The sequence below is a fragment of the Stenotrophomonas sp. YJH_SMC_29 genome, from assembly GCF_059371235.1.
On record NZ_JCAFUK010000012.1, the window covers coordinates 1 to 13,053 of the forward strand.

General features: G+C 68.6%; 12 protein-coding genes. 7 read left to right on the forward strand and 5 right to left on the reverse strand.

Annotated features, from left to right (window positions below):
* The first annotated feature begins 741 nt into the window (after nucleotides 1–741).
* From yccS to AC5P9I_RS13675, 5 genes are all read left to right on the forward strand, one after another.
* Nucleotides 742–2,919, forward strand: coding sequence for a YccS family putative transporter (yccS, locus tag AC5P9I_RS13655; protein WP_049468608.1), 2,178 nt, complete (start codon nucleotides 742–744; stop codon nucleotides 2,917–2,919).
* A 42-nt stretch (nucleotides 2,920–2,961) separates the two neighbouring features.
* Nucleotides 2,962–4,851 carry an MFS transporter gene (locus tag AC5P9I_RS13660; RefSeq protein WP_049468611.1) on the forward strand — a complete coding sequence of 630 codons (1,890 nt, stop codon included), beginning with the start codon at nucleotides 2,962–2,964 and terminating at the stop codon, nucleotides 4,849–4,851.
* A 229-nt stretch (nucleotides 4,852–5,080) separates the two neighbouring features.
* Nucleotides 5,081–5,368 carry a CD225/dispanin family protein gene (locus AC5P9I_RS13665; RefSeq protein WP_005419784.1) on the forward strand — a complete coding sequence of 96 codons (288 nt, stop codon included), beginning with the start codon at nucleotides 5,081–5,083 and terminating at the stop codon, nucleotides 5,366–5,368.
* Nucleotides 5,369–5,402: 34 nt separating this feature from the next.
* Entirely contained in the window at nucleotides 5,403–5,681 is a 279-nt protein-coding gene (locus AC5P9I_RS13670) for a CD225/dispanin family protein (RefSeq protein WP_049468612.1), read from the forward strand.
* Nucleotides 5,682–5,724: 43 nt separating this feature from the next.
* Complete coding sequence (locus tag AC5P9I_RS13675) at nucleotides 5,725–6,150, forward strand: DUF2752 domain-containing protein (protein ID WP_049468614.1); 426 nt, start codon at nucleotides 5,725–5,727, stop codon at nucleotides 6,148–6,150.
* A 480-nt stretch (nucleotides 6,151–6,630) separates the two neighbouring features.
* Here AC5P9I_RS13675 and ampE read toward each other — a convergent pair whose 3' ends face one another.
* From ampE to AC5P9I_RS13700, 5 genes are all read right to left on the reverse strand, one after another.
* Complete coding sequence (ampE, locus tag AC5P9I_RS13680) at nucleotides 6,631–7,518, reverse strand: regulatory signaling modulator protein AmpE (RefSeq protein WP_049467996.1); 888 nt, start codon at nucleotides 7,516–7,518, stop codon at nucleotides 6,631–6,633.
* 145 nt (nucleotides 7,519–7,663) lie between these two features.
* A complete protein-coding gene (gene nudC, locus AC5P9I_RS13685; protein ID WP_049467998.1) occupies nucleotides 7,664–8,569 on the reverse strand; it encodes an NAD(+) diphosphatase in 906 nt (301 codons plus the stop codon).
* Between the two features lie 116 nt (nucleotides 8,570–8,685).
* Nucleotides 8,686–9,078 carry an iron-sulfur cluster insertion protein ErpA gene (erpA, locus tag AC5P9I_RS13690; protein ID WP_005419789.1) on the reverse strand — a complete coding sequence of 131 codons (393 nt, stop codon included), beginning with the start codon at nucleotides 9,076–9,078 and terminating at the stop codon, nucleotides 8,686–8,688.
* 31 nt (nucleotides 9,079–9,109) lie between these two features.
* A complete protein-coding gene (locus tag AC5P9I_RS13695; RefSeq protein WP_049467999.1) occupies nucleotides 9,110–9,574 on the reverse strand; it encodes a bactofilin family protein in 465 nt (154 codons plus the stop codon).
* 4 nt (nucleotides 9,575–9,578) lie between these two features.
* The gene (locus AC5P9I_RS13700; RefSeq protein WP_005411304.1) at nucleotides 9,579–10,322 is read right to left on the reverse strand and encodes a DUF6776 family protein; all 744 of its coding nucleotides are present in this window, start codon (nucleotides 10,320–10,322) and stop codon (nucleotides 9,579–9,581) included.
* Nucleotides 10,323–10,501: 179 nt separating this feature from the next.
* Here AC5P9I_RS13700 and AC5P9I_RS13705 point away from each other — a divergent pair, with 179 nt between their 5' ends.
* On the forward strand, nucleotides 10,502–11,119 hold the full coding sequence (locus AC5P9I_RS13705; RefSeq protein WP_130768250.1) for a DUF4126 domain-containing protein: 618 nt from the start codon (nucleotides 10,502–10,504) through the stop codon (nucleotides 11,117–11,119).
* A gap of 44 nt (nucleotides 11,120–11,163) precedes the next feature.
* Nucleotides 11,164–13,053, forward strand: a complete 1,890-nt coding sequence (locus tag AC5P9I_RS13710; protein WP_074726633.1) for an EAL domain-containing protein — start codon at nucleotides 11,164–11,166, stop codon at nucleotides 13,051–13,053.

Here is a 13,053-nt window from a genome sequence, read left to right on the forward strand (position 1 = left end):
CGTTGGCGCGCACGTCGCGTGCGCAGGCGCGCGCAACGCACATCGCTCTGGTAGAGCCGGCCGCTGGCCGGCTTTGCCGATGCACCGTGCAACCAAGCTGCCGGCCAGCGGCCGGCACTACCGTGGGAACGGACTGGGTGCCGACCGTTGGCCCGCACGTCGCGTGCGCAGGCGCGCGCAACGCACATCGCTCTGGTAGAGCCGGCCGCTGGCCGGCTTTGCCGATGCACCGTGCAGCCAAGCTGCCGGCCAGCGGCCGGCACTACCGCGGGTGCGGACTGGGTGCGGACCGTTGGCCCGCCCGTCGCGTGCGCAGGCGCGCGCAACGCACATCGCTTTGGTAGAGCCGGCCGCTGGCCGGCCTTGCCGATGCACCGTGCGGCCAAGCTGCCGGCCAGCGGCCGGCACTACCGTGGGAACGGACTGAGTGCGGACCGCTGGCGCGCGCAACACACATCGCTCTGGTAGAGCCGGCCGCTGGCCGGCTTTTCCGATGCACTGTGCGGCCAAGCTGCCGGCCAGCGGCCGGCACTACCGTGGGAACGGACTGAGTGCGGACCGCTGGCGCGCGCAACGCGCATCGCTCTGGTAGAGCCGGCCGCTGGCCGGCTTTGTCGATGCACCGAGCGGCCAAGCTGCCGGCCAGCGGGCGGCACTACCGTGGGTGCAGACCGCTGGGCCGCACTCCATATTTCACGCGCAGGCCGCAATAATGGCGGCAGATCCGTCCACCGAGCCTGCATGCCTGCCCGACAATCCCGCCTCAGCCGCCTCTGGGCCCACGAAAAGGCCAGCTACGGCCTGCGCGTGTTCATCGCGCTGGCCACCGCGGTTGCTGTGTGCTGGCAGTTCGATGCACTGACTGCCCTGCCGGGCGTGTTCCTCGGCATCATCGCCAGTGCCATCGCGGAAACCGACGACAACTGGTGGGGCCGGACCAAGGCCGTGATGCTGTCGCTGCTGTGCTTCTGCCTCGCTGCGGCCTCGGTGATCTGGCTGTTCCCGTGGCCGTGGGTCTTCATCGGCGCGCTGGCACTGTCCACCTTCGGCCTGACCCTGCTTGGCGCGCTCGGCGAGCGCTACGCGTCCATTGCCCAGGCCACGGTGACGCTGGCGATCTACACCATGATCGGCCTGGAGCAGCACGGTGCCAGCGACCTGCACAGTGCGCTGGACGCGGTCAGCCACCTGCTGGCCGGTGCGGTCTGGTACGGCCTGTTGTCGATCCTGTGGACCGCGCTGTTCGCCAACCGGCCGGTGCGTGAGCGCGTTGCGCGGCTGTACCAGGAACTGGGCCGCTACCTGCAACTGAAGGCCGCGCTGTTCGAACCGGTGCGCGAAGCCGACCTGCAACGCCGCCAGCTCGACCTGGCCGAACAGAACCGCCGTGTGGTCGGTGCGTTGAACGAGGCCAAGACCGCGATCCTGGCCCGCTTCGGCCGCTCCGGCCGACCGGGGGTGAATTCCGGACTGTACCTGCGCCTGTACTACATGGCGCAGGATTTCCACGAGCGCGCCAGTTCCTCGCACTACCCCTATGGCGCGCTGGTGGACGCGTTCTTCCACAGCGACGTGCTGTACCGCTGCCAGCGCCTGCTCGACCTGCAGGGCCAGGCCTGCGCGCGCCTGGGCGAAGCGATCCGCCTGCGCCGCCCGTTCGTGTACGGCGAAAGCAACCAGCAGGCCGGGCGTGACCTGGCCGATGCGCTGGCCTACCTGCGCGACCAGCAGCGGCCGCAATGGCAGCGCCTGCTCGGTTCACTGGACCTGCTGGTGCACAACCTGCGCAGCATCGAACGGCGGCTGCTGGATGCCGAGCGTTCCGAAGCCAGCCTCGACAACGTCGACACCCGTCTGCGCGACAGCAACCCGCACACGTTGCGCGAGATGGGCGTGCGCATCCGCCAGCAGCTCACGCCCGGCTCGGTGCTGTTCCGCCATGGCCTGCGCATGGCGCTGGCGCTGATCGCCGGCTTTGCCGCGATCCGCCTGTTCAATGCGCAGAACGGCTCGTGGGTGCTGCTGACCATCGTGTTCGTGTGCCGGCCCAACTTCGGCGCCACCCGCCAGCGCCTGGCGCAGCGCATCGTCGGCACGCTGGCCGGCCTGGTGCTGACCTGGGCGCTGCTGCAGCTGTTCCCGCAACTGCACGTGCAGCTGCTGATCGCGCTGCTGTCGGCGCTGCTGTTCTTCTTCACCCGCACCGACCGCTACCTGGTGGCGTCGGCGGCCATCACGGTGATGGCCCTGACCTGTTTCAACCTGATCGGTGATGGCTTCGTGCTGATCGTGCCGCGCATGGTCGATACGGTGCTGGGCTGCGCGATCGCCGCAGCGGCGGCGTTCCTGATCCTGCCCGACTGGCAGGGCCGCCAGCTGCACCTGGTGCTGGCGCGCGTGCTGGACACCGCCGCCCGCTACCTGGATTCAGTGCTCGGCCAGTACCGCAGCGGCATGCGCGATGACCTTGCCTACCGCATCGCCCGCCGCGACATGCACAACGCCGATGCTGCGCTGTCCACCGCGCTGTCGAACATGCTGCGCGAGCCGGGCCATGTCCGCCGCAACCTGGACGCCGGCTTCCGTTTCCTGGCGCTGTCCAACACCCTGCTCGGTCATCTGTCGGCCCTGGGCGCGCATCGCGACCAGGTGGACAGCTATGCCGGCGATCCGCTGGCATTGGCGGCCGGTGAGCGCGTGCGCAAGGCACTGCAGCAGCTGGCCTCGGCGCTGGCCGCTCGGCAACCGGTCGCCGAGGATGACAACGACGCTGACCGCGCGGTGGCCGCAGAGCTGGAGCAGATCGAGGACGCGATGCCGCCGAAACTGCAGCTGATCCGTACGCAGATGGCACTGGTCCTGCGGATGCTGCCGAAGGTGCGGGCGGCGGCCAATGAGGCGGTAACCAGTCTGACCTGATCACGGGCAGGAATGCTAGGCTGCGCCGGTCAAGGAGGTTCCATGTCCGGTCACAACCAGTTCGCCCTGCTGCGCCAGCGCCGCTTCCTGCCGTTTTTCGTGGTGCAGGCGCTCGGTGCGTTCAATGACAACGTGTACCGGCAGGCGATCATCAGCATGCTGCTGTTCATGGCCGTGCCGGAAGAAGAACTGGGGTTGTACGCCACCCTGGCGCCGGCCATCTTCATCCTGCCGTATTTCCTGTTCTCGGCACTGGCCGGGCAGATCGCCGACAAGCTGGAGAAATCGCGCCTGATCGTGATCACCACCACCATGGAGATCGTGATCATGTCGCTGGCGGCCACCGGCTTCCTCACCCAGAGCCTGCCGGTGCTGCTGGTCGCCCTGTTCTGCACCGGCATGCAGTCGACCCTGTTCGGCCCGGTGAAGTATTCGGTCCTGCCCTCGGTGCTCAGGCCCGAGGAGCTGACCGGCGGCAACGGCCTGGTCGAGATGGGCACCTCGATGTCGATTCTCTCCGGCATGATCGTCGGTGGCCTGGTGTTCACCGTGGCCGGCAGCCACGGCACCGTGGTGGCCGCGTGCGCGATCATCGCACTGGCGATCTGCGGCAACATCGCCGCGCGCCTGATCCCGAAGGTCGATGCCGGCGACCCTGCCCTGAAGATCAACTGGAACCCGCTGCCGGAATCGCTGGCGGTGCTGCGCATGGCGCGCCAGCAGAAGGCCGTGCGCAACTCGATCCTGGGCGTGTCCTGGTTCTGGTTCGTCGGCACCGTACTGACCTCCCAGCTGCCGGCCTACGCGGTCACCCACCTGGGCGGCGAGCCGACCCTGTACATCTTCGCGCTGGCCCTGTTCTCGGTCGGCACCGGCGTCGGCTCGCTGCTGTGCGAAAAGCTGTCGGCCCGTACCGTGGAAATCGGCCTGGTGCCGCTGGGCGCGTTTGGCATGACCGCGTTCCTGCTCGACCTGTACTTCGCCCGCAGCGGCGAAGCGACCGTGCACGGGCTGACCATCGGGCCGTTCCTGCAGCAGCCCGGCAGCCTGCGCATCGTCATCGACCTGATCGGCATCGGCCTGTTCACCGGCATCTTCGTGGTACCCCTGTTCGCGCTGATCCAGAGCCGCACCCCGAAGGCGCAGATGTCGCGCGTGTTCGCGGCGTTGAACATCCAGAACTCGGGCTTCATCGTCGCTGCGGCGCTGCTGTCGCTGGCCGCGCACACGCTGCTGCACTGGACCATTCCGCAGCAGTTCCTGGCGCTGGCCATCGCCAACGCGCTGGTGGCGATCTACATCTTCACCATCGTCCCCGAATTCCTGATGCGCTTCCTCAGCTGGCTGATGGTGCGCACCCTGTACCGGCTGCGCCCGCACGGCATCGAGGCCAACGTGCCGGACGAAGGTGCCGCACTGCTGGTCTGCAACCACGTCAGCTACATGGACGCGCTGATCCTGTCGGCGACGATTCCGCGCCCGGTGCGCTTCGTCATGTACTACAAGATCTTCAACATCCCGGTGATGCGCTGGATATTCCGGACTGCCAAGGCGATCCCGATTGCCGGCGCGCGCGAGGACCCGGCGCTGATGCAGCGCGCGTTCGACGAGATCGACGCTGCGCTGGCCGAGGGTGAGCTGGTATGCATCTTCCCGGAAGGTGCGCTGACCCGCGACGGAGAGATGGCGCCGTTCAAGTCCGGCGTCGAGAAGATCCTCGAGCGACGGCCGGTGCCGGTGGTGCCGATGGCCCTGCGTGGCATGTGGTCGAGCATGTGGAGCCGGCGCGTCAGCCGGCTTGGCCGCATGCGGGTGCCGCGTCGTTTCCGCGCCACGGTCGAGGTGGTGGCGGCACCGGCCGTGGATGGCCGCGCCACCAGCGCCCCGGTGCTGGAGGCTCAGGTGCGGGCCCTGCGTGGTGATCACGCCTGATCGGCCGCGCGGCCGCCGGTAACCCTTGCAGGCAACAACCCCATCCCCCCTGCCACGACGGCCTCTGTTTCATTGCAGGGGCCGTCAGACGCGCCCGGTCAAGGGCCATACACGGCAGTATCTGACTGTAACCGCATACATGCAGCGCAGGTTGAGGTAGATTACGCACCCACAGGGGGGAGGTTCGGCCAATGCACCAGGGCCGGCCACCAAGGAATGGAGTCTCGCTTTGAATCAACCGCCACCGCTCAGCCGTCCGGTCTACATCCCCAACCATCTGGTCTGGGCAATCCTGACGACGCTGTTCTGCTGCCTGCCGTTGGGCGTGGTGTCGATCGTCTACGCCTCCCAGGTCGATGGCCGCCGCGCGGCGGGCGACCTGCCGGGGGCCTACAGCGCGTCGCGCAAGGCGGGCTGGTGGGCGGTGGCTTCGGCCGTGGCCCTGCCGGTCCTGTTGTTGTTGTGGTTCGGGCTGTTCGGCGGCTTGGCCGTACTGGGCGCTCTTTCCGACCAATGATTCACCACCACCACCCATCAAGGAGCTTGAACCCATGAACACCGCCACTCCGCAGGTCCCGAACAACCTGGTCTGGGCCATCCTGAGCACCCTGTTTTGCTGCCTGCCGGCCGGTATCGTGTCGATCGTCTACGCCGCGCAGGTCAACGGCAAGCTGGCCGCTGGCGATATCGCCGGTGCCCAGGAATCCTCGGCCAAGGCCAAGAAGTGGGCCATCTGGTCGGCCATCGCCGCCGTCGTGGTCGCCGTGCTGTACGGCATCCTGATCGTCGCTCTCGGCGGCATGGGTGCGATGAGCAACAGCGGCTACTGATCCGCGTGGACGGATCCGGCGCCTGCGCCGGATCCGTTGCTGCATGTCCGCACTGCCTTCCCGATCCCGACTGGCCCGCTGGGCACCGCTGCTGGCCGCCACCGGCCTGGCCGCCGGTGCCGCGCTGGTGCTGCGCAACGTCAATCCCTATGTCGCCGGCAATCCGTTGCCGAGCTGCCCGCTGTACGCGCTGACCGGCCTGTACTGCCCGGGCTGTGGCAGCACCCGCTGCCTGTATTCACTGGTCCACTTCGACCTGCCCGGCGCGATGGCGATGAACCCGCTGCTGGTCATCAGCCTGCCGTTCCTGTTGCTGATGCTGCTGAACACCGCCGGCATCCGCCCGCGCGTGCTCGACCCGTTGATGCGGGTACTGGCCAATCCCACGTTCTGGCTCTGGCTGCTGCCCGGGTATGCGCTGCTGCGCAACCTGCCGTGGGCACCGTTCACCGCACTGGCACCGGTCTAGGCTTCCAGCCAACGGCGCAGCCCCTCGTGATGGGCGGCGTTTGTCGATCATGGGATTGGCCGGGCGGGTGGACTGCGCAGGGGTCGCTGCAAGTACGTCCATGTAAGCTCGGTCGCCGCATCCATGCGGCTCACGCCCCTGCGCAGCCCACCCGCCCGGCCACGGACAGTTTCCGTGCACGTCCACCACGGAAAAGAAAAAGAAGATCAAAAGCGGAAGCGGATCGCTTCGCTACGCTCGCTCGGAGCCAAGCATGGCTCGGCTCTGGAGAACGTCCGTGCGCGGAAAACGGTCGAAGGCGGGGTGGGTCGGATGGCGGGGGTGTGAGCCGCATGGATGCGGCGACCAAGCCTCCATGGACGGATTCACGGCGTCCCCCGCCATCCGACCCACCCCGCCAACCCGCAGCAATCCAGCGGTTGCCGTTGCTGTTGCTCTGTTGCCTCTGCAGGTGCAGGGCTGCAAGCCCTGCCAAAACACCTACGTCACCCAGCCTGCAATCACCAGCAGGGCGAGAATCGCCAGCCACAGCAGCAGCATCCGCCACACCAGGCTCATCGCATCACGCAGGTCCGGCAGCCGCTGCCACACCGGCAACAGCCCGGCCTCGGTGTAATCGTGCGCATCCTCGCGCAGCTCGGCGTTGACGCTGGCCCGCGCCACCGCGCCCAGGAAACCGATGGTGCCCGCCAGGCGCTCGCCATGGGCCTGGCGCCAGGCCTTCCACGCCGTATCGAAGTTGCCCACCAGCGCCATCGAGAACGCCATCAGCTGCGCTACCGGCCACTCGATCCATCCCAGCAGGCGCTGCGCCAGTGCCAGCGGCTCCACCGGCACGCGTGCACGCATCGGGCTTTCCGCCATCAGCGCCAGCAAGCGGTAGCCCAACGCACCGGCCGGGCCCAGCAACAGGAACCAGAACAGCACCGCGAACCAGCGCCGCAGCGCATTGAGCACGGTCGCCTCGACCAGCGATGGCACGTCCTCGCGCAGGCTGCCGCCGGCGGATTGCAGGTTGCGCACGGCCGCCTGCCGCGTCGCCGCGTCATCGGCATCGATGATGGCTTCGATATCGCGATCCAGGTCGCGCGGCCCCCAGCACCAGGCCAGCACCGCCACGCCCAGCAGCAGCGACGGCAGGCCGAACAGCACCCCGCGCAGCAGCCACGCCAGCAGCGCCATCAGCAACAGCGGCGGCAGCAGCGCCAGCGCCACACCGGCCGGTCCCTGCCATGCCTTGCCGCCGTGCGCGTCCAGCCAGCCCAGCCAGCGCCGGAAGCCGTCGAAACGGCGCAGCGAAGCGGCAGCGGCGGGGGCAACATGGCCCAGGGCCAGCGCCACCAGCACGGCGGCCAGAGTGGTGAACATGGCAGGTCTCCCTACGAAACAGAACGCTCGGCGCCGCTACCTTACCTGTCGCAGCGGCCCCCTCAGCGGTGAACCGGACTGTAACCCGGGCCGTGTTCAGGTGGCGGCAATACAGCGGCCACCACGGCCCGGCGGCAGCGTCGGCTCAGCCCTGCTGCTCGCGGTACCAGTGCTCGATGAGCCCACGCGAAATCGAGATCGGCGGCGACAGGCGGATCCCCTCGCCGTCATCCTCCACATCACGGGCCAGCGCAGCGCCAACTTCGTCGGCACTGAACCAGCGCGCATCCTCCAGCTCGCCATCCACGGTCGGCAGGTCGTCCAATGCCTGCGCACGGAAGCCGACCATCAGCGCGCCGGGGAACGGCCATGGTTGCGATCCGAGATACTGACAGGCGGTTACCCGCACCTTGCTCTCCTCATGGACTTCGCGCACCACGGTCTGCTCGAAGGTCTCGCCGGGTTCGACGAAGCCGGCCAGCACCGAGTAACGACGCGGGGCCCAGTTCGACTGCCGGCCCAGCAACAACCGCCCCTGGTTTTCCACCGCGACAATCACGGCCGGATCCACGCGGGGGTAATGTTCGGTGGAACACTGCGCGCAACGGCCGACGAAGCCGCCCCGGGCGAATGCCACGGCACCGCCACACACACCGCAGAAGCGGGTGCGCGAGTGCCAGTAGGACATGCCGCGGGCATAGCTGAAGGCGGTCGCGTCAGCCGTCGACCACAGCAAGGCCGCCTGGCGCAGATCAAGGCGTCTGGGTGCGCTCACCGTGACATTGGCGGCTTCGACCGAGAACCATGCCTGTTCCCCACGCAGGCCAAGGAAGATCGCAGCACCGGGGCCACCACCGATGTCGGCGCCGGTCAGCGCCAACGGCTGGTCATCATCGCCGGTGAAGGCGCTGCCGTCCTGATCGAGGACGAGGATGCGCGCGCCCGGCCACAGGCGCGCCAATGCATCGGCATCCTCGCGCAGGGCATCGGCGCGCTCCAGGGGTTCGCCAACGAAGGCAAAACCGGAAAGCGGCGAAGGAGTATTGGGCATCCGCCAAGCGTGCCGCCAATCGAGGCGGGTGGCAAGGTCGGCACTGTGCGCAGTTTGCCCGTGTGGTCCACAGGCGCGGTCGCGGGCACCGCGCATCCACGCGTGGCGTGGATCTGCTACATGCTGAAGCTGCTGCCGCAGCCGCAGGTGGTCTTCGCGTTCGGGTTGCGGATCACGAACTGCGCACCGGTCAGGCTCTCGGTGTAATCCACCTCGGCCCCCATCAGGTACTGCAGGCTCAGCGGGTCGACCAGCAGGGTCACCCCGCTGGTCTGCACCGCCAGGTCGTCCTCGGCACGGTTCTCATCGAACTCGAACCCGTACTGGAAGCCCGAACAGCCACCGCCCTCGATGTACACGCGCAGCGCCAGGTCGGGGTTGCCCTCTTCCTGGATCAGGGATTTGACCTTGGCGGCCGCCGACTCGGTGAAGTTCAGCGGACGCTCCAGTGACTGGTAATCGGGCGCGGCAACCGGGGTGGCGCCGGGCAGGGAGACTAGCGTACTCATGCTGCCAGCATGGGGGTGCCGGCGACGGCTTTCAAGCCATCGCCTCGGCCAGCTTGCGGCGCGCGGCGGTGTCGCCCTTGTCGCCCTTGGCCTCGTCGCCGTCCGGTGCCGGCAGCGCCGCGACCGGTGCGCTGGCATGGATCAGGCGGCCGTTCAGCTGGGCCCCCGCATTCATCTCCACCACCTGGTAATGGACATTGCCATTGACCCGTGCGCTCGGGGTCAGTTCGACCTTCTCGGTGGCATGCACGTCGCCGTCCAGGCGGCCACTGATGACCACCACCTGCGCGCGGATCTCGCCCTCGATCACGCCATGCTCGGCAACCGTCAGGGTTGCACCACTGGCGCCTTCGCTGGCAATCACCTTGCCGTGGATGCGGCCTTCCACATACAGCCCCCCACTGAATTCCACGTCACCGCGGATCACCACCTGGTTGCCGATCAGGGCATCCACCACCAGCTGGCCGTCACGGTTGGATTTGCTGCTTCCGAACATCTGCCTACTCCCCTTTGCTGGCCGGCGCACCGGCCTGTTTCCAGTCGAATACCTGGGTGGTACCCCCCGTACCACTCCCCAATGTCACCCGCACGCGTTGCGGGGTGAAGTCAGCCGGCAGCATCACGCTGCCGGTGAGCTGCTGGAAGTACCGGAACGAGTAATCCTGTCCCGGCACCTTGCTGCGCTGGTGCAGATCATCCCAGCTGATCGTGGCCAGCTTGCCGTTCTTCACGCCTTCCACGGTGAAGCGCATCTGCCCCTGGCTGATGGCACCGCGGTTGAGGTTCTGGGTCAGCACGGCGGTGTACTGCCAGGTGCCGGCCGCCTCCGGGCTGAACTCGATCGAATGGGTGTTCAGGCCCTTGCGCTGGCTGGTCGAGCCGACCAGTCGCTCGTAGAAGGCGACATCGGCGCGCAGCCCGGCGATTTCCTCATCGCGTTCGGCCAGCGAGGACTGCACCTCGGTGTTGGCGGCGCGGCTGATGCGGTCGGAGGCTTCCAGCGTGGCCTGCTTCTGGCGCAGCTCGGTCAACTGCGCCTGCAGCGTCTCGGCACGCTTCTCGGCGGCCTGCAGGCGCTGGCCCTGGGCATCGCGCGGGGTGGCCATCCAGCAGCCGCCAAGCACCGCCAGCACCAGGCTGAGCAGCCAGATGCCGCCGATCACCAGCAGGCGGCGACGGTCGGCAGGCGGTTGCGGCGCGCCGGGCAGGCGGACCTGCACGCGCATGGGAGGACGGTTGGTCATGGGTGGTTTCCGGGGTATCGCGAGGGCGACACCGGTACGGCCCCTGTGGCAAACGACGGGTTAGTGTATGACAGGACGAGGGGGTTTCCTGCGCCCTGGCCGGCCACGGTCTGTGGCGTTCAGGCACGCCATCGTCGATAGTGTGGCCCCCTGCACAGTTCCGTCGCCGGAGCACCGCCATGACCGAAGCCCACCTGTTCGTGATCGGCATCCTGCTGGCCTGGCTGGCCGGAATCCGCGTCTACCTCACCGTGTTCGGCGTCGGCCTGGCCGGCCTGCTCGGCTGGGTCGAGCTGCCGTCCGCCCTGCAGGCCACCGAATCCTGGTGGGTGCTGGGCACGTCGGCAGCACTGGCCATCGCCGAGTTCTTCGCCGACAAGATTCCCGGCGTGGACTCGGTCTGGGACCTGGTGCAGACGCTTGCACGCGTGCCGGCCGGCGCGTTCCTCGCAGCGGCCACCCTGTCGCCGGACGGTCAGCTCGGCGCCGGCGCACTCGCCGCCGGTGCCGGCGTCGCCCTGGCCAGCCACGGCCTGAAGGCCGGCACCCGCGCCCTGCTCAACACCTCACCGGAACCGGCCAGCAACTGGGTGGCGTCCGCTGCCGAAGACACCGTGGCGGTCGGCGGGCTGGCACTGGCGTTGGCGCATCCGTGGATCGCCCTGGTGGTGGTGCTGGCCTGCAGCCTGGCCGGCGCACTGCTGGTGTGGCTGGTCTGGCGCGCACTGTGGAAGGGCGTGCGCTGGCTGGCGCGCGGTGCATCCGCATCAGCCCCCGGGCACACCGGCAGCGGCTGAGCACCGGGCTTGTCGCATAATGGACGCGAACACCAGGAGCACCGATGGCCGCAAACGAATCCCCCGCGGGCGCCCGCCCGGGACGCGCTGAAACCCCTCCGGCCGATCATTGGCAACGCTGGACGCCGGAGGTGGCGCCGCCTGCGGTTGCCGCACCGATGGCTGCGGCCCCGCCCGCCGTGGCGGCCGATGTGCCTGCCCCGGTCAACGGCGCACCGCCGCCGCTGCCCGGTCCGATCACCGCGGCCGAAGCCGGCAACAACGATCTTGCCCCACCGTCATCGGACTCGCCCTACCGCGTGCTGATCGTCGAAGACGATCGTGCGCAGGCCCTGTTCGCGCAGAGCGTGCTGCACGGCGCCGGCATGCAGGCGATCGTGCACAGCGACGCCGATGGCGCGCTGCAGGCGATCAAGGAACACCGCCCCGACCTGATCCTGATGGATCTGCACCTGCCCGGGCTGGATGGCATGCGGCTGACCGCACTGATCCGCCAGCAGCCCGGCCTGCAGCTGCTGCCGATCGTGTTCCTCAGCGGTGATCCGGATCCGGAGCGCCAGTTCGAAGTACTCGACAGCGGCGCCGACGATTACCTGAGCAAGCCGATCCGGCCCCGCCACCTGATCGCCGCGGTGGCCAACCGCATCCGCCGCGCACGCGCCCAGGCGGCGACCCTGCCTGGTGCCAGCGGCGCACCGGCCACCAGCAATCCGGAAACCGGGCTGCCGACGCGCCATCACGTGCTGCAGCAGCTCAACACCGCACTTGCCCACCGCGACCGCGGCGGCGTGTTCTTCGTCGAAGTGGCCAGCGCGCTGGGCCTGCGCGAGCGCTATGGCTATGCCGCGTTTGAACGGCTGATGGTGCAGGCCGGGCAGCGCCTGGCCGAGGCCGGGCATCCGCACCTGCTGGCCCGCCTGAACGACAACAGCTTCCTGCTGCTGGCCCGCAACGCCGACGAGGACGCGCTGGAGGGCATCGCCGCTTCCCTGCGCGAGCAGCTGTCGGCACGCGCCTTCGTGATCCGCGACGACGAATCGGTGCACCTGCGCGGCGTGGTCGGCTATGCCCCCCTGTCACCGGGCTTCGAGGATGCCAACAGTGCGCTGGAGGCGGTCGAGCGCACCACCCTGCAGGCCCGCCTGCTCAGTGCCGGCGTGGCGGGCCATGTGCATCGCCAGGCGGTCACCGAACAGGAGCATCTGGCCCTGCTGGAAGGCCAGCTGGAACTGGCCTACCAGCCGATCGTCGCCGTTGCCGGTGGCAACACCGCGCAGTACCAGCTGCTGCTGCGCCTGCGCCAGGCCGATGGCACGGTGCTGGCCGCCGGCCAGGTGATCCCGGCGGCGGAAGCAGCGGGCCGCATCGCCGACCTCGACCAGCAGGTCATGGACCACGCGCTGGGGCTGCTGGATCTGTACCGGCACGCGACGCAGCCGCTGAACCTGTTCGTCTCGCAGTCGCTGCGCACCCTGCAGCGCGATGCCTTCGCCGACTGGCTGCTGGAATCGCTGCAGCAACGTGACCTGCCCGGCGCTGCGCTGGTGATCGACGTGCGCTTGCCCGATGCGCTGATCCACACCGTGCCGCTGCAGCAGTTCTGCCAGCGCATGGCCAGTGCCGGGGTGCGCTTCTGCCTGAGCCAGTTCGAACCCGGCGGCGAGGCCGACGCCCTGCTGACCCAGCTGCCGCTGTCGTTCGTGCGCATGGCCGCGCGCTTCTCCAGCAGCCATTCCAACCCCGCCACGCGCGAGGAACTGCGCAAGGCGATCGAACAGGCGCATGCCGCCGGACTGAAGATCATCGGCCAGCAGATCGAGGATCCGCAGGCGGCTGCGGCGATGTGGGTCGGCGGCGTGGACTACATCCAGGGCAACATGGTGCAGTCGGCCGGCAGCGACCTGAACTTCGACTTCCACAACGCGGTGCTCTGA